Here is a 16,826-nt window from a genome sequence, read left to right on the forward strand (position 1 = left end):
GGGTAGATAGAAGAGTTGGGACTGGATAGTTACGTTAATACCTTTGGTAGTGTATGCAAGCAAAAATACGGTGAACGGATCCGTAAGTTGACCATTGATGCTAAGTTCACTTGCCCGAACCGTGATGGCACATTAGGTAAGGGCGGTTGCACATATTGCAATGTTGCCTCATTCAGCCATGAGCATAGAACTGAACTGTCTATCCAAGAGCAACTCGCTCAAGGTCGCGAACGTTTATCATCTAAATCATCTAAATATATTGCTTACTTTCAAGCTTATACCAGTACTTATGATGAGTACTTAGTGCTGAAGCAAAAGTACGATGAGGCTATCCAAGATAGTGACATAGTTGGTCTTTGTGTTGGTACTCGCCCTGACTGCGTGCCTGATGAAGTGCTTGAGTTATTAGTCGGTTATCAAAACGATGGCGTAGATGTGTGGCTTGAACTGGGATTACAGTCAGCAAATGATAATACCCTTAAAAAGATCAACCGAGGCCATACGTTTGCTGCGTATGAAGATACGGTAAAACGTGCTCGCCGCTTAGGGATTAAAGTATGTACTCACTTAATTCTAGGTTTGCCTGGTGAAGAACATGCCGATTACCTTGAAACCTTAAATAAGGTACTAGCGGTTGGGGTTGATGGGCTCAAAGTACATCCTTTACACATCGTTGACGGTAGCACTATGGCTAAAGCTTGGCGCAATGGCAAAATGACCTTGTTGGAGCTTGATGCCTATGCTTATAGTGTTGGTGAAATCATTCGTTATACTCCGAAAGAAATTATTTTTCATAGAGTTACCGCTTATGCTAAAAAGCCAATGCTTTTAGGACCAGACTGGTGTGCTTATCGCTGGAACGGCCTAGTGGCGATCGTTGATGATCTTAAAGAAAAAGGTGGTCAGGGCGAGTATTTGAAAAATACCCCTTGATTTGATAGGGGTAATAGTTTGAATAGTAAGATAATATCGCAAATGAAGCTTTATATAGGCAACCTTGGTTGCGCTAAAGTTGTTAAATGGTTAAATTTACGCGAATTTTAACCTCATGTGACACTAGTTGTTGCACCTAAGAATTTAGCGGGTATTATGTGGTAAAATCATCTTTTGTATACACTCGGCAATATTTTGAGAGGTGCCTAAATGGCAACAGCTGAATTAGAATCAATTTTGGATCTTAATACACTGGAGCAATACTGCAGTGCAATTGGTGCTGGCACGCTACTTAAAAGCGTTGTCTTATTTGAACAGTTAATGCCTGAATATATTGGCAACTTAGTTAGTGCTCATGAAGCAAATGACAAAGATACTCTTTGTAGTGAAGCGCACAAGTTCAAAGGTGCAGCAGGTTCAGTTGGTTTAAAACGCATTCAGCAGTTTGCTCAATTATTGCAACACGGCGAAGAAGCTGCTTGGGAACAAGAGCACGGCGTGTGGTTGAACGAAATTGTTGAATACGGTTCAAAAGACCTACAACAGTTGAAAGAATACCTAGAGTCTAAAGCTTAATATAAGCCGACTTTAGAAATAGCGCAGTTTGGACTTATCCGCTGCGCTATTTTTTTATCTGCTGTTCCCTGAAAATGCGGATAGAAACTAATAGTAATCAATATAAACATGCAATTTTGATTCAGTTCACAAACTATCAGTGGTAAATCGCAGTTATGTTAGTGATCTATGATAGAGTTAGATTGAACGATTAGATAAATTCTGTCATTGGTAATCTATTTTATGAAACATCTACCTAGTCTAAAAAATCTGTTTTATCTGGTGAATTTACACCAAGAGCAGAACTTCAACAGAGCGGCCAAGATCTGTCATGTTAGCCAGTCAACTTTATCAAGCGGCATTCAAAACCTTGAAGAGCAGTTAGGACATCAGTTAATAGAGCGCGATCATAAGTCGTTCATCTTCACCGCGATTGGCGAAGAAGTGGTTATGCGCTCGCGCAAACTGCTAACGGATGTTGATGACTTGGTTGAGTTAGTAAAACATCAGGGAGAGCCGATGACGGGTGAGATCCGTTTAGGTTGTATTCCAACGATTGCACCGTTTTTATTGAGTAATGTGGTGCAGCATTGTAAACAGGTATACCCTGATTTAACTTTGTTCTTAAAAGAGGACACCACTGACCGTTTAATCGATGCGTTAGGTAAGGGAGAGCTAGATCTATTACTGCTAGCGCTTCCGGTTGATACCAGTGGCTTTCATAGCATGAAAGTGGGTATTGACCCATTTAAGATGGTAGTTCATAAAGATCTGACTGATGAGATCCATGAGCCTATTGATTATCAAGATTTGCCTGATGAAAGTATCTTTTTGCTACAGGCTGAGCACTGCATTACCGGTCATGCAATCACGGCATGTCAGCTAGGCGAAAGTGAAAAGATTAACCCATTTGCAGCGACCAGCTTGCATACACTAGTACAAATGGTTAATTGCAAATTGGGTACAACCTTTTTGCCGCAAATGGCAATTGATGCAGGCATTTTGAATAACACCGATTTAACTACAATGGCACCACCAGGCGATACACCTTATCGTGATATTGGTTTGGTTTGGCGTCAAACTTCTAGCCGTATTCTAACTTTTAGAACCTTAGGCTTAGAGATCCAGAAGTTGCTTGATCAAGAAGATGAGCGTTAAGCGTTAAAATGCAGTAAAGCCGATAACGGTTATCGGCTACTGTGAACCTTTTGGCGATACGCCAAATACTTCAATTGAATGCTGTTTACCCTTTAACTTAATCGGGCCTAAGCTATTTAGTTGATATTGCGAATCACTATACTCAAGACGTGACTGTAATGAGCCTGAAATCAACATACGTTGACCGAGCGGATTGCACTGATCTTGCAATCTAGCCAATGTGTTTAGCACATCACTAAAGAAACTAATCTCTTGCTTTTGCACACCAACTACAGCCGCTACCACTTGGCCGCAATGAGCCGCAGCTTTAAATTTAGGTACAAAGCCGTACTGCTCTTCAAAATACTGTCTTTGCCAACTTAGCTGCTGGCTAAACTCGTGGTAGATATTAAAGCAACGATCTTCTTTAATACCGTCTTTTAGCGGCCAATGGATAAGCACTGCATCACCCATATAGCGGTAAATTTCCGCTTCGTTATTGGTCACTGTATCTGCCAGTAAGCTAAAGCTATCCTGGATCAGGCGGCTAAAACGGTAATCACCTAAGGATTCAGCATGGGTCGTAGAGGCAACCATATCTAAATATAGGAATAAGCGTTGCTCGTATCTTGGCTTGTGATATTTACCTAACCCTATGTTAAGTAACACTCTTGGGCCAACAAGTAACGCCATCTGCTCGATGAATGCTAGCCCGACACGCACGACAACTAAGTAAACAATCAATGCTTGGAACGAAGGACTGTAAAGAATGTGTGCAGTCAGCATTTGGCGCAAGGTGGTCATATGGTTTTCAATAGCCCACATATTGAGGTATTGAGTAATATAGGCCAGCGTGGTTGCGCCAAGTAATAGGAATAGACCTTTAAAAACAACGGAGAAAACATAAGGTAAACGATTGATTGCGCTAAAGTCTGCAATCAAGTTCGACATCCAATGTAGGCTACCGAAAATTATTCCCATATAAATTGAAAGCGTCGCTAAATCAGCGGAACCAATGGCCCACTGTGGAAGTTCCGGAGTTTGCGCGTATCGAAAGAATACGAAAGCCGCCATGGCCGAAGTCCAAGCGAATATAGCAAAGGTTAATTTCTTCGCCTGTATACGTGCTTTCACTATTAAAGGGGTATCCAAATGCTACTTGTTTTTAGGAGGCGCTAGTTTATAGAAAATCCCCCTACTTTTACCAGTAGTATTTGTGATCTAAGTCAAATGAGTGTGACTTTTGGTACAAAAATAACTCAAAGTAGCTGAGAAAGTATTCTTTGGGTAAATTGTGTCTTCAAATAGAAGCCTCTTGGGTTAGTTTGAGTCAGTTGACCATCTTTGCCAATACTGTCGGTGAGCACCTGACTATTGGCTGCTTTTGGCCTAAGTTGTAAAACTTCGCCATGACGAGCTGTGACTTTGTTAACTTGTCCCATAGAGATAAATTCCATTATCTCCTCCCAGTCTTGTTGCAGTAGGTAACTTTCTTCTGCTGACGGACGCCATAAGATCGGTGAACCTATTTGGCGATGGGCTAGCGGTATATCTCTGTCGCCTTGCACCGGGATCCACAATACTTGTTGTAACTTATGGCAAACTACGCTGTTTTGCCAAGTAAGGCCTTGGATATCTGTTAGTGGAGCAACTGTTACATAAGTGGTTTCAAGTACTTTACCTGTACGACTAACTGGGATTGTTTTTAGCTCTACACCTAAGTGAACAAAATCTTGCTCTGGTTTTGAACCAGCAAGTGCCCCAAGTTCAAGCTCAATTAATTGCCCCACCCAACCTTTATGTCGTTTAAGGTCTTTGGGCATCTCAATTTCGTGATAATTGGCTAATTGGCCTAAAGTTAAGCCTGCCATCGATTCTGCGCGTTGCATTAATTCGTCAATGCTAGCAGGGGAGTTAAGTGCTTTTTTCATATGCTTAATTTTACCCATATAAACACTGATATCAAATGTGTTTAAAAAATGAACTTGTAATTGATGCCTTGGTGATAACTTCTATTATAGTGGCTAAGTTTATGAATTAAGGAGTGATCTTTTTGTTTGCTTTTGAATCAGTAGCAACTATTTGTTAGTTACACCTGTGCTTTCCCTATTTTTCCAACATAGTTATCCACAGATTTATTGGATAAGTCTAAGTAACAGGCCTGCTACTGCAATAAATGTGATCTGTCAATGCAATTAGAGGCGGATTATTTGCTTTTTTTCACTGCTAAATAGTTGCAGTTGTGAATAACCCCTTTTGGTAATTAGCCAAAGTATGGCTTTTAAATTTGCTGATTAAAAAACGAGCTCTTAAGTTGTGCTGTTAAAGTTGGTTTTCTTTGTGCAGTTACAAGCTTTTGTAATGTATAGGTTTAATGTGGTTATTGGCACTAAGGTAAATTTAATAAACCAATACTAAAACGCTAAGTTATTAGACTTTAATTGAGTTTCCAACAGAGATATCCACAGTTTTTGTGGATATCATTGCAAGTTGTCTTGATGTGCTGTTGATAAGGTTGAGCTTAATGGCTTAATTAGCTGATTTTATCCAAAGCCTACCGTGTAACAGATATTTGCCGCCAGACACGCTTTGTGAAACAATCAAAAGATTAATAGTTAATAGTTCGGAGTCCATGTGATTGATAGTGACGGCTTTCGTGCAAATGTGGGCATCATTATCTGTAATCGCTTTGGGCAGGTTATGTGGGCAAGACGATTTGGCCAACATTCCTGGCAATTTCCTCAGGGTGGCGTTGACGATGGAGAGTCAGCAGAAGAAGCCATGTATCGTGAGTTATACGAAGAAGTAGGATTAAAGCCAGAACATGTGCAAATTCTAACATCGACGCGATCATGGTTACGCTATAGGCTACCTAAGCGGTTAATCAGACAAGATAGTAAACCCGTGTGTATCGGGCAAAAACAAAAATGGTTTTTGCTACAATTGAAAAGTCCCGAAAATGCCATAGACCTTAATGCAAGTGGTCATCCTGAATTTGATGATTGGCGTTGGGTGAGTTATTGGTATCCAGTAAGACAGGTTGTTTCTTTTAAAAGAGATGTTTACCGTAAAGTCATGAAAGAGTTCGCATCGACAACTTTACCTTTGCAAGTTAAAGAGTCGAATACAAAAAGACGAGGTATGCGTAGAAACTAAGTAGAGAGGTTTGCGTTAGTGCTTAAAACACTGAGAGATATCACCCAGGCAGTTGCTCAGGCGCGTGATCTTAACTCCGCTCTAGCGCTGCTTGTTACGCAAACCAAACAAGCTATGGCAACTGAGTGTTGCTCTATCTATATAATAGAAGAGCAACAACTTATCCTTTCAGCTACTGATGGCTTGGCGTTGTCAGCAGTTAATTCAACCAGTTTACCTATTACGCAAGGTTTAGTAGGCCTTGTCGCTCAGCGTGAAGAAGCGATTAACCTTGCTGATGCACCGTCTCACCCTAGATTTAAACTTCTGCCTGAAGTCGCTGAAGAAGCTTATAACGCATTTTTAGCTGTCCCTATTGTTTACCAAAAAACCGTAATTGGTGTGTTAGTGGTGCAGCAAGTGCAGGCTCGCCAGTTTAGTGAGGGGGAAGAAGCCTTTTTAATGACGCTAGCTGCGCAACTTGCAGTGGCGATTAAAGGTTTAACCCATAAAGCACGTTTAATTGGTGGTATACAGCAGCGTTATTATTTAGGTAAGCAAGCCTCAAAAGGTATCGCAATTGCCAAGGCCTTAGTGCTAGGTGGTCAGTTATCCTTTGACTTACTTGAATTAAAGGCTAAATCGATAAGTGATGAGGAGCAGCGATTACAAGATGCTATGAGTCGCTGTAAAGATACACTTATTAGTGTGTCGCAGCGTTTTGATCGGGAAAAAGATGAAGAAGCGGCATCAATATTTAAAGCGTTGTTACTATTACTCGATAAAGCCAGCTTAGGCGGCGAGTATATAAAAGAAGTTCGTGCGGGCTGGTGTGCTGAAACGGCTGTTTGTCGGGTGTCTAAGCAGTACATTGAACATTTTAGTGCAATGACTGACCTGTACTTAAAAGAGCGTGCTAGCGATATTCGCGATCTTGGTCAACGTGTACTTAGGCAACTAATTGAACCTAATAAAATATTTCTTGAGCCAGAAACCCCTGTCATTCTTATTGCAAAAGAAGCCAATACCACGTTATTGGCTGAATTCCCAAGACAAAAGCTCGCTGGCATAGTTACCGAGTTTGGAGGGGTAAACTCCCATGCAGCTATTCTTGCTCGAGCCATGGGTGTACCAGCCATAATTGGTGTAGATGGTATTCTTAGCGCCAATATTGAAAACTCGCAGATCATTATTAATGCTAATCGCGGCCAAGTGATTATCGAGCCCTCAGCGTTAGTCTTGTCTGAATATCAAAGTCTATTGGCGGCGCAAGAGGAGCAACAAAGGCAATATGCCGCCGAGCTTGCACTGCAAACCATTACTTTAGATCAAAAACGTATCTATCTTTATATCAATAGCGGCTTATTAAGTAGTGTTGATTCTGAGACTGGCAGCGACTCTGATGGTATTGGCCTTTATCGCACTGAGATCCTGTTTATGCTTAAACAGTGTTTCCCCGGTGAAGTAGAGCAGTTAGAAATATATCGTAAAGTTTTAAAAGCTGCGGGTAATAAGCCCGTGGTGATGCGTACCCTCGATGTGGGCGGTGATAAGCCGCTAGATTACTTCCCAATTGTTGAAGATAACCCTTTTCTCGGTTGGCGTGGAATTAGACTGTCTTTAGATCATCCTGAGCTATTCTTGATCCAATTAAGAGCCATGCTGCAGGCTGCTATTGATACGGAGCAGCTACATATTTTGTTGCCTATGGTAAGTAATCTAGAAGAAATCGATTTATCGTTGATTTATCTAGAGCAAGCCTGTCAGGAGTTAACCTCTGAGCTGGACAAAATTGTGACCATGCCAAAAGTTGGCATTATGCTCGAGGTACCAGTCTTATTGTATCAACTTGATGAAGTGGCGCAGCGGGTTGATTTTGTGTCTGTGGGCTCAAACGATTTAACTCAGTATCTTTTAGCGGTAGATCGCAATAATCCGAGTGTTAGTTCGCTATTCGATAGTTTGCATCCCGGGGTATTAAGAGCCTTAAAATTTGCAGTAGAACGCTGCAGCGAACATCAGTTACCGATTAGTGTTTGTGGTGAGCTGGCGGGTGAGCCGATTGGAGCAATCTTGTTAATTGCGATGGGATACGACCAGCTTAGTATGAACCAAGCAAGCCTTGCGCGGGTTAACTATCTATTAAGGCGCGTATCACAAAAAGAGTTACAACAACTGCTTCAGCAAGTACTTAAGCTAAGTAGTGGTGAAGAGGTGCGCTCATTTGTTACTGATTATTGTGAGCAAAAAGGCTTGCTGAGCGTAATTAGCTAATGCTTACATACAAGTTAATGCTTCAAACCTTCACTAACTCGATATTGGTGTGAATAGCTAATTTTAGTGCCATATCTTCTAGTCTCATATTTTGTTTAGCAATTAACTTCCCCTGTTATCTAGCGCAGGAGTCCTTTAAACTAAGCCGATAATAAAGATTATAAGGTAGTGCTTGTGGAAAGCTGGCTATATATATTGTGTATCTGCTTGATATTAGGCGCTGCTATCGGTTTTATGGCGGGATTATTAGGAATTGGTGGAGGCTTAATCGCCGTTCCTGCACTGCTGCATATTTTACCTCAGGTTGGTGTGTCTGCCGAAAAAATTCCCCATGTCGCAATTGCAACCTCACTCGCAGCAATTATATTAACTTCACTATCTTCCGCTAGAGCCCATCATAAAAGGGCAAATATCCCTTGGCCTTTATTTAAGTCCATGTTGCCAGGCTTTGTGCTTGGCGCGCTATGCTCTGGTTATATTTCTGAAATGATTGCCGCTAAATCTCTGCAGCAAATCTTCGCGGTTTTTGTTATTTTAATGGCCGCGCAAATGGCCTTTCCGTTTAAGGCTCAATCTAACCGAGACATGCCTTCTGCTGCCCATTTATTTATTGCAGCCACTGTTATTGCGGTTATTGCCGCATTAATGGGAATTGGCGGTGGCGTGCTGTTGGTACCATTTTTAACTTGGTGTGGCTTGCAAATGCGTTTTGCGGTGGGCTTTTCTGCCGCCACGGGTCTGTTAATCGCACTGTTTGGAAGTATTGGTTATACCCTTGCCGGCTGGGATGCCGCTGGGCTGCCAGATTGGACTTTAGGTTATATATATTTGCCAGCGTTAGTCGGTATTGTATCAACATCAATGTTGATGGCACCTATAGGAGCTAAGGCCGCGACGACATTACCAACAGCTAAGCTTAAAAAAATCTTCGCACTATTTCTTACGCTTGTAGGCTTGAAGCTGGTATTTGCATAATGTTTTGCCAACTTTGATTGGTAGAGCGCAATCATTTTTTACTGGGCGCGGCTCAGTGACACTTTTTATAGGTAGATAATCATGAAACAGTATTTAGATCTTTGTCAGAGAATTATTGATGAAGGAACTTGGGTTGAAAATAGCCGCACAGGTAAGCGTTGTCTTACCGTTATCAATGCTGATCTGGTTTATCATGTCGATAAAAATCAATTCCCACTAATTACTACTCGCAAGAGTTTTTATAAAGCCGCCATTGCTGAGTTGCTAGGTTACATTCGCGGCTATGACAACGCTGCTGATTTTAGAAAGATCGGTTGTAATACTTGGAATGCTAACGCCAACGATAATGAAGCTTGGCTGAACAATCCACACCGTAAAGGTGAAGATGACATGGGTCGTGTCTATGGTGTTCAGGGACGTGCATGGAGCAAACCAGATGGCGGCTGCATTGACCAGCTGCGCAAAATTGTTGATGACTTATCGAAAGGTATTGATGATCGTGGTGAGATTTTAAGTTTCTATAACCCTGGTGAGTTTCATATGGGCTGTTTGCGACCATGTATGCATACCCACAACTTCTCATTAGTTGGTGATACTTTGCACCTAACCAGCTTCCAACGTTCTTGTGATGTGCCTTTGGGGCTTAACTTTAATCAGGTTCAGGTATTTACTTTGCTGGCATTAATGGCGCAGATCACAGGTTTGAAAGCGGGCACTGCTTTTCACAAAATTGTTAATGCACATATTTATGAAGATCAGCTGGAGTTGATGCAAAACGTTCAGTTAACTAGAGAACCTTTTGCTTCACCAAAATTAGTCATTAATCCAAATATTAAGTCTCTTGAAGACCTAGAAACGTGGGTCACGATGGATGACTTTGATGTGGTGGGTTATGAGCACCATGAGGCGATTAGTTATCCATTTTCGGTGTAGTTTTCCAAGCTGAACCTTCTGATAAACTCGCTTAACGGCGAGTTTTTCACTTTAACAAATCATCAACGCTATCTAGAGTGATTTGTCATGCCGTGGTTATTCCATACAAACCTTTCTGCTGAAAATTAGTCTATATCTTAGTGGTTTAAGCTTGAGTTAAGCCTGATTTAAGTCTTTGTTAGCTGTAATTTTGAGCAATTGCTCGATATTTTCGAGTCGTCAAAAGATTGTTTTATGAATTGATATTTTGTGTGAAAAGCAGGCGAATAATATAGACCACCGTTTTACTTCCCAAAAAAGTGTGATCTCCAACACTTTATTGCTATTGTGGATTTATAAAGCGTGATTATTCTACTGATGTTTGATATTTATTCATACTAGGACTAAATTCAATACTTCGGTTATTCCGAGGTTTATAGCTGACGCAAACGATTATTCAGGTTAATTGTATTCAGCTACACTCGAAGTATTGAGATTTTATGGAGTGTATTAATGGAACGGGCAATTAGAAACTTTCTAAGCCAAGAATCGGCAGGTGGCATCTTATTGATGATCTCTGTCGTGATCGCAATGATTTTTGCAAACTCACCTTTATCGGGTATGTACCAAGGATTTCTAGAAACAGAAATGCAAGTACGTGTCGGTAGCTTAGATATTGATAAAACCTTAATCCATTGGATTAACGACGGCTTGATGGCAATCTTCTTTATGCTCATTGGCCTAGAAGTTAAGCGTGAATTGTTAGAAGGTGCATTATCGAGCCGTGCTCAGGCATCTTTACCAACATTTGCTGCAATTGGCGGTATGGTTTTCCCTGCTGCGGTTTATTTGGCATTTAACTATTCAGACCCAATTACCCAAGTTGGCTGGGCTATTCCAGCTGCTACCGATATTGCGTTTGCACTGGGTATTATGGCGTTGTTGGGTAGCCGAGTACCGGTTGCACTAAAAGTGTTCTTGTTAGCGCTAGCAATTATTGATGATCTTGGTGTTGTTGTGATTATCGCACTTTTCTACAGTACCGATCTTTCAACGATTAGTTTGATTGTTGCGGCCGTTGCAATTTTAGGTTTGATAGGCCTGAACTTAAAAGGAGTGACCGCGTTAGGACCATACGGTGTAGTGGGTCTTATCTTGTGGATAGCAGTACTTAAGTCTGGTGTGCATGCAACGCTAGCAGGTGTGATTATCGCATTCTGTATTCCACTTAGGGCAAAAGATGGTTCATCACCATCTGAGAGCTTAGAGCATAGCTTACACCCATGGAGTACATTTATTATTTTGCCTATCTTTGCTTTTGCAAACGCAGGTGTTGATTTAAGTGGCATGAGTCTGAGTTCACTATTGTCACCAGTACCTATGGGTATTGCACTTGGGCTACTACTAGGTAAGCCACTCGGTATTATGCTGTTTAGCTTCATCGCAGTGAAACTAAAGCTAGCTGTATTGCCTGATGGCATGGGCTGGAGACATATCACCCCAGTCGCAGTGATGTGTGGTATCGGTTTTACTATGTCAATGTTCATCTCGTCACTTGCCTTTACTGGTGAAAGTCAGATGTATGGCGACTACGCAAGATTAGGGATTTTATTAGGCTCACTAGCATCGGCAACCATAGGTTATTTCTGGTTATCTAAGGTGCTACCTGAGAAAGGAGAGAAAGCATGAGAATAGGATTATTAGCATTAGTTGTTGGTCTAGGCTTTACCTCTATGGCCTCCGCAAAGCAAATTGAACTCTGTAATCAAGACATCAACAGTATCGAATGCCAAAACTATCTCGAAGGCGTTGTTGATGGTGCGCTAATGTATAAAGGTGCAGCTGTTGGTCAACGATTAGAAAGCGATGGCTATGAGTCTCGCGCTCTTAAGTATCGCGGCGGTAAGCGTTTTCAAGAAGCCAACAGAACTTTTTGCCAAGATAATTTACCCAACAGAGGTGCATTAGTCGCTGGGTTGGCAGAAGCTTTTTCTGCGAACGAAATCAAAACTACAGATGACTTAACTACTGCAATGTCGGGTTTATTAGACTGTCAGCGTCTTAAGTAAGATTAAGTAGATTAATGAGGCAACTATTTAAGTTGCCTCTTTTTTTGTTTATAAAACAGTAGTGTTTACTATGGCTAACCTTAACTATAACCATCTTTATTACTTTTGGATGATCCAAAAGAAAGGCACTGTTGCTAAAGCAGCTGAAGCTCTATGTTTGACTCCGCAAACGGTAACCGGGCAGATCCGTGTACTCGAATCGAGTTTAAAAGGCAGTTTATTTAAGCGTGTGGGTCGTTCGCTTGAGCCTACGGAGCTTGGGGAATTAGTGTTTCGCTACGCCGATAAAATGTTCAGTTTGAGCTATGAAATGCTCGATTTACTTAACTATCAAAAAGATGAAAATATCTTATTTGAGGTTGGGATTGCAGCAGCCTTATCAAAAGCATTAACCAGCCGAGTGTTACTCACTGTAGTGCCTAGTGATGGCTCAATGCACCTTGCCTGTTACGAGTCGACTCACGAAGACTTAATGACTCGCTTACGTGAACATAAACTCGATATGATTTTGTCTGATTGTGCTGGTGAGAGTCTTAAGTATCCGGAGATTTTGTCAAAACAGTTAGGCGAATCGGGAATTGCGTTCTTCTCGGCAGAAACTTATTCAAAGCCATTTCCACAATGCTTAGAGCAGGGCAAGTTATTGATCCCCGGCAGACGTAGTTCTTTAGGGCAGCAATTAGCTCGCTGGTTTGATGAAAAAGCGTTGAATGTGAGTATTCTGGGTGAGTTTGATGATGCAGCGATGATGAAGTCTTTTGGTTTCTTCAAACAAGGTATTTTTGTTGCGCCATCAATCTATAAGCAAGATATTTTGGCTCACGGTATGATGTTGTTAGGAGAAACCTCTGAGGTGAAAGAGGTTTATCATGTGATGTTTGCTGAAAGAATGATTCAGCATCCGGCAGTAAAACGCCTATTAGAGACTGACTTTAGCGAGCTTTTTGCCGGGAATGATTTAACGGTGCAGCAGTTGTAAGCTTAAACTTCGGGTTAAGTTTTGCTAATTTTAAGCGCTGAGCTTATCAATATCGACATAAAGACTGAGCAACTGATACACTAAGCCGACTATAATAAAGTATAAATTTGGAGCGTTCACAGTGTCCCAATCAACAGTGTCTGAATCAAGCCAAGAACCGATGAAGTTACCAAGAGTTAAGTGGGCGTGCCGCAGAGGTATGCTTGAGTTAGACGTATTGTTCCAACCTTTTGTTGAAGAGCAATATGAGTCGATGTCGATAAAAGATAAAGCGACATTTGTAAGCTTACTTGAGTGCGAAGATCCTGAGTTATTTGCTTGGTTTATGGGGCATGAAGTTTGTGAAAATCCTGACTTTGCTGAAATGATTATCCGAGTTCGTGGACGTCCAGCAGCATAGTTTCGACGTTAAATCCTCCCATGGTCAGCGATTATCGCTGGCCATCATTAGTGCGATATGTTTAAGCTCATTTATTGTTTGGCCCTACCTAGAAAACTCTGTTTACCTTGCGATTAAATACCTACTTATTTGCGTTTGTGTGTGCTTTTTTATTTGGCAATTTCACCGCCTAAAAAGTTGGCACTGCAGGTTTGTGATCTGTAGTGACGGAACCGGTAAGCTTGAGTCGCAGCGTAATTTTGTTGTAATTAATAAGCCATTTATAACGCCATTTGCGGTTATGTTTGATATTCAGTTGCAGAATGAAACTAAGAGATTGGTGATTTGGGCAGATATGTTAGACGACACAAATTATCGTAATTTATGTCGTCTATTACAGCTAAGTGTTCAAGCGCGAAGCTGACTACTAGAAAGATTAATCTGGCTGCAAGATAGTTGGCTTTGGCGATTCATCTTTATGCGGGTGATCAATATTGTAGTGCAGGCCGCGACTTTCTTTACGCTCCATTGCACAACGTATGATGAGTTCTGCGACTTGTACTAAGTTACGTAACTCAAGTAAGTTATTACTCACTCTAAAGTTACTGTAATACTCTTGGATCTCTTGCTGTAGCATAGCGCAGCGGCGCAGTGCACGTTCAAGACGCTTGTCAGAGCGAACAATACCTACATAATCCCACATAAAGAGACGCAGTTCATGCCAGTTATGGGCAATGACTACTTCCTCATCTGAGTTCGACACTTGGCTTTCATCCCAAGCAGGTAATGTGCCTGGCATTGGAATTTTATTCAGCTGACTTTCAATATCTTCAGCCGCTGCGCGAGCGAACACCAAGCATTCAAGCAATGAGTTGCTGGCTAAGCGATTTGCGCCATGTAAACCTGTATAGGCAACTTCACCAATAGCATATAAGCCATTAAGATCAGTTTGGCCGTGTAAGTCTGTCATCACGCCGCCACAGGTATAGTGAGCCGCAGGCACCACAGGAATTGGGTCAGTAGTGATATCAATACCTAGCTCTAAACAACGCTTATGAATAGTAGGGAAGTGCTTAATAATAAATTCAGCAGGCTTATGAGTAATATCTAAATAGACACAGTCAGAGCCTAGGCGCTTCATTTCATAATCGATGGCGCGAGCGACGATATCGCGCGGCGCAAGTTCAGCACGCTCATCAAACTCAGGCATAAAGCGCGTGCCATCAGGGCGACGTAAATAGGCGCCTTCACCTCTAAGTGCTTCTGTGAGCAAGAAGTTACGTGCATCAGCATGGTACAAGCAAGTTGGGTGGAATTGGTTAAATTCCATATTGGCCACCCGACAACCTGAACGCCACGCCATCGCAATACCATCGCCAGAGGCAATATCAGGGTTCGATGTATACTGGTAAACCTTAGAGCTACCGCCAGTGGCTAATGCAACAAAACGGGCTTTAACGGTTTCAACATGCTCAGCGTCGCGGTTCCAAATATAAGCCCCTTGAACGCGGTTACCAGGTCTGTTTAATTTACGAGTGGTAATTAAATCAATAGCGTTATACCGCTCAAGCACGGTAATGTTAGGATGATTTCTCGCTCGGTCTTGCAACGTTACTTGCACTTCTTTGCCTGTTGCATCAGCAGCATGCAAAATACGGCGGTGACTATGTCCCCCTTCACGGGTTAAGTGATAAGGTGCTTCAGCCGTGCTACCTGCGGGAATTTCTTCTTTATCAAAAGCAACGCCACAGGTGATAAGCCATTGCATTGCGGCTTTAGCATTTTCTGCGGTAAATTTAACCACAGGCTCATCACACAGCCCTGCGCCAGCAACTAAGGTATCGGCAACATGAGACTCAATAGTGTCTTCTTCATCAAAGACAGAGGCAATTCCGCCTTGGGCATAATAGGTAGAGCCCTCGCTAAGAGGCCCTTTTGAAAGCAGAATAACTTTTGATTTTTCAGCAAGATGCAAAGCTAAAGTGAGACCGGCAGCACCACTGCCGATAACCAAAACATCAGATTGGTGTTCAACTACTTGTTTCATCAGGTATCATAGAGTTATCAGGGAGTCCGACTATGTTAAACCATGACGCTGATTATGGATACTTTCATAGGTCGCATATAAATAAATCAAAGCCTAGGTAAAAGAATTTACGATCTTTGCAAATTTTTTAGAACTTTTTTGAAACTCGCTAGTCTACATAAGTGAATATGATTCGAGCGGCTGAGAAATCAGTATTAGATTTAGGAGTAGTCGGCTCGGATGAGTGGACAAATAAGTGATCAACAGTTAGTTGAGCGCGTACAGCGTGGAGACAAAAACGCTTTTAACCTTTTGGTACAAAAATATCAAAACAAGGTCGCCAGTCTGATATCTCGTTACGTACGGAATCAGGCAGACGTTGCAGATGTTGCTCAGGAAGCATTTATTAAGGCTTACCGAGCGCTACCAAACTTTAGAGGTGAAAGTGCGTTTTATACTTGGTTGTACCGAATAGCAGTCAATACTGCAAAGAACCACCTGGTTGCTCAGGGCCGCCGTGCCCCAGCCAATGATGTCGATGCTGAAGAAGCTGAATATTATGATGGCAGTGACGCGCTAAAGGAGTTTGCCTCCCCAGAGCGTTTGGTACTGTCTGATGAAATTCAAAAGGTTGTTTTTGACACCTTAGACACATTGCCAGAAGAATTGAAGATGGCTATCTCGCTTCGCGAACTCGATGGTATGAGTTACGAAGAGATTGCTAATGTCATGGATTGCCCTGTGGGAACGGTTAGATCACGCATCTTCCGTGCTCGAGAAGCAATCGATAAAAAGCTTAAGCCGTTGCTAGAACGCTAGCATCTTAAATAAAGATAGGTGAATAATGGATAAGTTAGGTCAGGAATGGGTATCTGCTGCCGTCGATGGTGAAATTGATGAGCACACGTTAGCTGAATTAGCGGCTGACGCAGATTCACATGAGCAGTGGCGTGATTATCATATGATTGGTGATGCCATGCGCGGTGAGTTACCAAAGACAATGTCTTTGGATCTTAGTGCCAGCATTATGGCTGCGATTGAAGACGAACCTGCAATTGTAGCGCCTCAGCCAGCGGCGGAGGTGAGTCAACCAGTTCGCAAATCAAGTGGTAAAATTATTCCACTGTTTAAGCAATTCGGCCAATACGCAATTGCTGCATCAGTTGCTTTAGTTGCTGTAGTCGGTGTGCAAAACTACAATCAAGAAACCTTGGTTGAAAGTTCACCTTTACCAGTACTAAATACTCGACCATTAATCGGTAGCGCTTCACCTGTTAGTCTGCAAACTGGCGCAGTACAGCAAAACCAAAGCTATACAAATGATCAAGTTGCTGACCAACGTCGCCGTATAAATGCTTATATTCAAGATCATATGTTGCAACAAAGATTGAATAATGGAGTGAATATCGACGACAATAGCGAGGCCGATACTACACCTGTTGCTCAATAATG

17 protein-coding genes are annotated in these 16,826 nt (G+C 41.9%); 14 read left to right on the plus strand and 3 right to left on the minus strand.

The genetic code is table 11. The features are described 5' to 3' along the window. Window positions 1-15 precede the first annotated feature (15 nt). The 3 genes from mnmL (at window position 16) to oxyR (ending at window position 2,646) form a co-directional block, all read left to right on the plus strand. On the plus strand, window positions 16-933 hold the full coding sequence (gene mnmL / locus L2740_RS09905; protein WP_248949989.1) for a tRNA modification radical SAM protein MnmL/YtqA: 918 nt from the start codon (window positions 16-18) through the stop codon (window positions 931-933). Window positions 934-1,143: 210 nt separating this feature from the next. Next, complete coding sequence (locus tag L2740_RS09910; protein ID WP_248468940.1) at window positions 1,144-1,509, plus strand: Hpt domain-containing protein; 366 nt, start codon at window positions 1,144-1,146, stop codon at window positions 1,507-1,509. 222 nt (window positions 1,510-1,731) lie between these two features. After that, window positions 1,732-2,646: a hydrogen peroxide-inducible genes activator gene (gene oxyR, locus L2740_RS09915; RefSeq protein ID WP_248468939.1), complete on the plus strand. Its 915-nt coding sequence runs from the start codon at window positions 1,732-1,734 to the stop codon at window positions 2,644-2,646. A gap of 36 nt (window positions 2,647-2,682) precedes the next feature. Here the strand turns inward: oxyR and L2740_RS09920 are convergent, their stop codons facing one another. After that, window positions 2,683-3,759 carry an adenylate/guanylate cyclase domain-containing protein gene (locus L2740_RS09920; protein WP_248468938.1) on the minus strand — a complete coding sequence of 359 codons (1,077 nt, stop codon included), beginning with the start codon at window positions 3,757-3,759 and terminating at the stop codon, window positions 2,683-2,685. A 125-nt stretch (window positions 3,760-3,884) separates the two neighbouring features. Next, a complete protein-coding gene (gene mutH, locus L2740_RS09925; protein ID WP_248949990.1) occupies window positions 3,885-4,556 on the minus strand; it encodes a DNA mismatch repair endonuclease MutH in 672 nt (223 codons plus the stop codon). Window positions 4,557-5,259: 703 nt separating this feature from the next. Between mutH and rppH the strand changes: the two genes are divergently transcribed. The 9 genes from rppH to L2740_RS09970 all read left to right on the plus strand — a co-directional run bounded on the left by rppH (window position 5,260) and on the right by L2740_RS09970 (window position 13,772). Then, complete coding sequence (gene rppH / locus L2740_RS09930) at window positions 5,260-5,781, plus strand: RNA pyrophosphohydrolase (protein ID WP_248468936.1); 522 nt, start codon at window positions 5,260-5,262, stop codon at window positions 5,779-5,781. A gap of 18 nt (window positions 5,782-5,799) precedes the next feature. Next, window positions 5,800-8,034 (plus strand): phosphoenolpyruvate--protein phosphotransferase, encoded by a 2,235-nt coding sequence (ptsP, locus tag L2740_RS09935; protein WP_248949992.1) that lies wholly within the window; start codon window positions 5,800-5,802, stop codon window positions 8,032-8,034. A 174-nt stretch (window positions 8,035-8,208) separates the two neighbouring features. Beyond that, a complete protein-coding gene (locus L2740_RS09940) occupies window positions 8,209-9,009 on the plus strand; it encodes a sulfite exporter TauE/SafE family protein (protein WP_248949994.1) in 801 nt (266 codons plus the stop codon). Window positions 9,010-9,090: 81 nt separating this feature from the next. After that, entirely contained in the window at window positions 9,091-9,942 is an 852-nt protein-coding gene (locus L2740_RS09945; protein WP_248949995.1) for a thymidylate synthase, read from the plus strand. Between the two features lie 492 nt (window positions 9,943-10,434). Then, window positions 10,435-11,610: a Na+/H+ antiporter NhaA gene (gene nhaA, locus L2740_RS09950; RefSeq protein ID WP_248949996.1), complete on the plus strand. Its 1,176-nt coding sequence runs from the start codon at window positions 10,435-10,437 to the stop codon at window positions 11,608-11,610. Beyond that, window positions 11,607-11,990: a hypothetical protein gene (locus tag L2740_RS09955; RefSeq protein ID WP_248949998.1), complete on the plus strand. Its 384-nt coding sequence runs from the start codon at window positions 11,607-11,609 to the stop codon at window positions 11,988-11,990. The genes nhaA and L2740_RS09955 overlap by 4 nt, the downstream gene beginning before the upstream one ends. Window positions 11,991-12,060: 70 nt before the next feature. Further along, the gene (gene nhaR / locus L2740_RS09960; protein ID WP_248949999.1) at window positions 12,061-12,969 is read left to right on the plus strand and encodes a transcriptional activator NhaR; all 909 of its coding nucleotides are present in this window, start codon (window positions 12,061-12,063) and stop codon (window positions 12,967-12,969) included. A gap of 160 nt (window positions 12,970-13,129) precedes the next feature. Beyond that, entirely contained in the window at window positions 13,130-13,369 is a 240-nt protein-coding gene (locus L2740_RS09965; RefSeq protein WP_248469137.1) for an FAD assembly factor SdhE, read from the plus strand. Then, entirely contained in the window at window positions 13,350-13,772 is a 423-nt protein-coding gene (locus L2740_RS09970) for a protein YgfX (protein WP_248950000.1), read from the plus strand. Before L2740_RS09965 ends, L2740_RS09970 begins: the two co-directional genes overlap by 20 nt. A 12-nt stretch (window positions 13,773-13,784) precedes the next feature. On the opposite strand, the gene nadB is transcribed toward L2740_RS09970, so the two are convergent. Continuing rightward, window positions 13,785-15,395: an L-aspartate oxidase gene (nadB, locus tag L2740_RS09975; protein WP_248950001.1), complete on the minus strand. Its 1,611-nt coding sequence runs from the start codon at window positions 15,393-15,395 to the stop codon at window positions 13,785-13,787. Window positions 15,396-15,614: 219 nt separating this feature from the next. On the opposite strand from nadB, the gene rpoE reads away from it, so the two are divergent. Together rpoE and L2740_RS09985 are read left to right on the plus strand one after the other, a co-directional pair. Next, window positions 15,615-16,193 carry an RNA polymerase sigma factor RpoE gene (gene rpoE, locus L2740_RS09980; protein ID WP_248468913.1) on the plus strand — a complete coding sequence of 193 codons (579 nt, stop codon included), beginning with the start codon at window positions 15,615-15,617 and terminating at the stop codon, window positions 16,191-16,193. Window positions 16,194-16,218: 25 nt separating this feature from the next. Beyond that, on the plus strand, window positions 16,219-16,824 hold the full coding sequence (locus tag L2740_RS09985; protein WP_248950002.1) for a sigma-E factor negative regulatory protein: 606 nt from the start codon (window positions 16,219-16,221) through the stop codon (window positions 16,822-16,824). The last annotated feature ends 2 nt before the right edge of the window (window positions 16,825-16,826 follow it).

Origin of the sequence: Shewanella pneumatophori (assembly GCF_023283895.1) — a bacterium.
Classification (GTDB): domain Bacteria; phylum Pseudomonadota; class Gammaproteobacteria; order Enterobacterales; family Shewanellaceae; genus Shewanella; species Shewanella pneumatophori.

Excerpts from the sequence above, each read along its gene's own strand:
- L2740_RS09910 (WP_248468940.1), top strand. The coding sequence starts at position 1,144 with ATGGCAACAGCTGAATTAGAATCAATTTTGGATCTTAATACACTGGAG.
- oxyR (WP_248468939.1), top strand. The coding sequence starts at position 1,732 with ATGAAACATCTACCTAGTCTAAAAAATCTGTTTTATCTGGTGAATTTA.
- mutH (WP_248949990.1), bottom strand. The coding sequence starts at position 4,556 with ATGAAAAAAGCACTTAACTCCCCTGCTAGCATTGACGAATTAATGCAA.
- L2740_RS09945 (WP_248949995.1), top strand. The coding sequence starts at position 9,091 with ATGAAACAGTATTTAGATCTTTGTCAGAGAATTATTGATGAAGGAACT.
- nhaA (WP_248949996.1), top strand. The coding sequence starts at position 10,435 with ATGGAACGGGCAATTAGAAACTTTCTAAGCCAAGAATCGGCAGGTGGC.
- L2740_RS09955 (WP_248949998.1), top strand. The coding sequence starts at position 11,607 with ATGAGAATAGGATTATTAGCATTAGTTGTTGGTCTAGGCTTTACCTCT.
- nhaR (WP_248949999.1), top strand. The coding sequence starts at position 12,061 with ATGGCTAACCTTAACTATAACCATCTTTATTACTTTTGGATGATCCAA.
- L2740_RS09965 (WP_248469137.1), top strand. The coding sequence starts at position 13,130 with ATGAAGTTACCAAGAGTTAAGTGGGCGTGCCGCAGAGGTATGCTTGAG.
- nadB (WP_248950001.1), bottom strand. The coding sequence starts at position 15,395 with ATGAAACAAGTAGTTGAACACCAATCTGATGTTTTGGTTATCGGCAGT.
- rpoE (WP_248468913.1), top strand. The coding sequence starts at position 15,615 with ATGAGTGGACAAATAAGTGATCAACAGTTAGTTGAGCGCGTACAGCGT.
- L2740_RS09985 (WP_248950002.1), top strand. The coding sequence starts at position 16,219 with ATGGATAAGTTAGGTCAGGAATGGGTATCTGCTGCCGTCGATGGTGAA.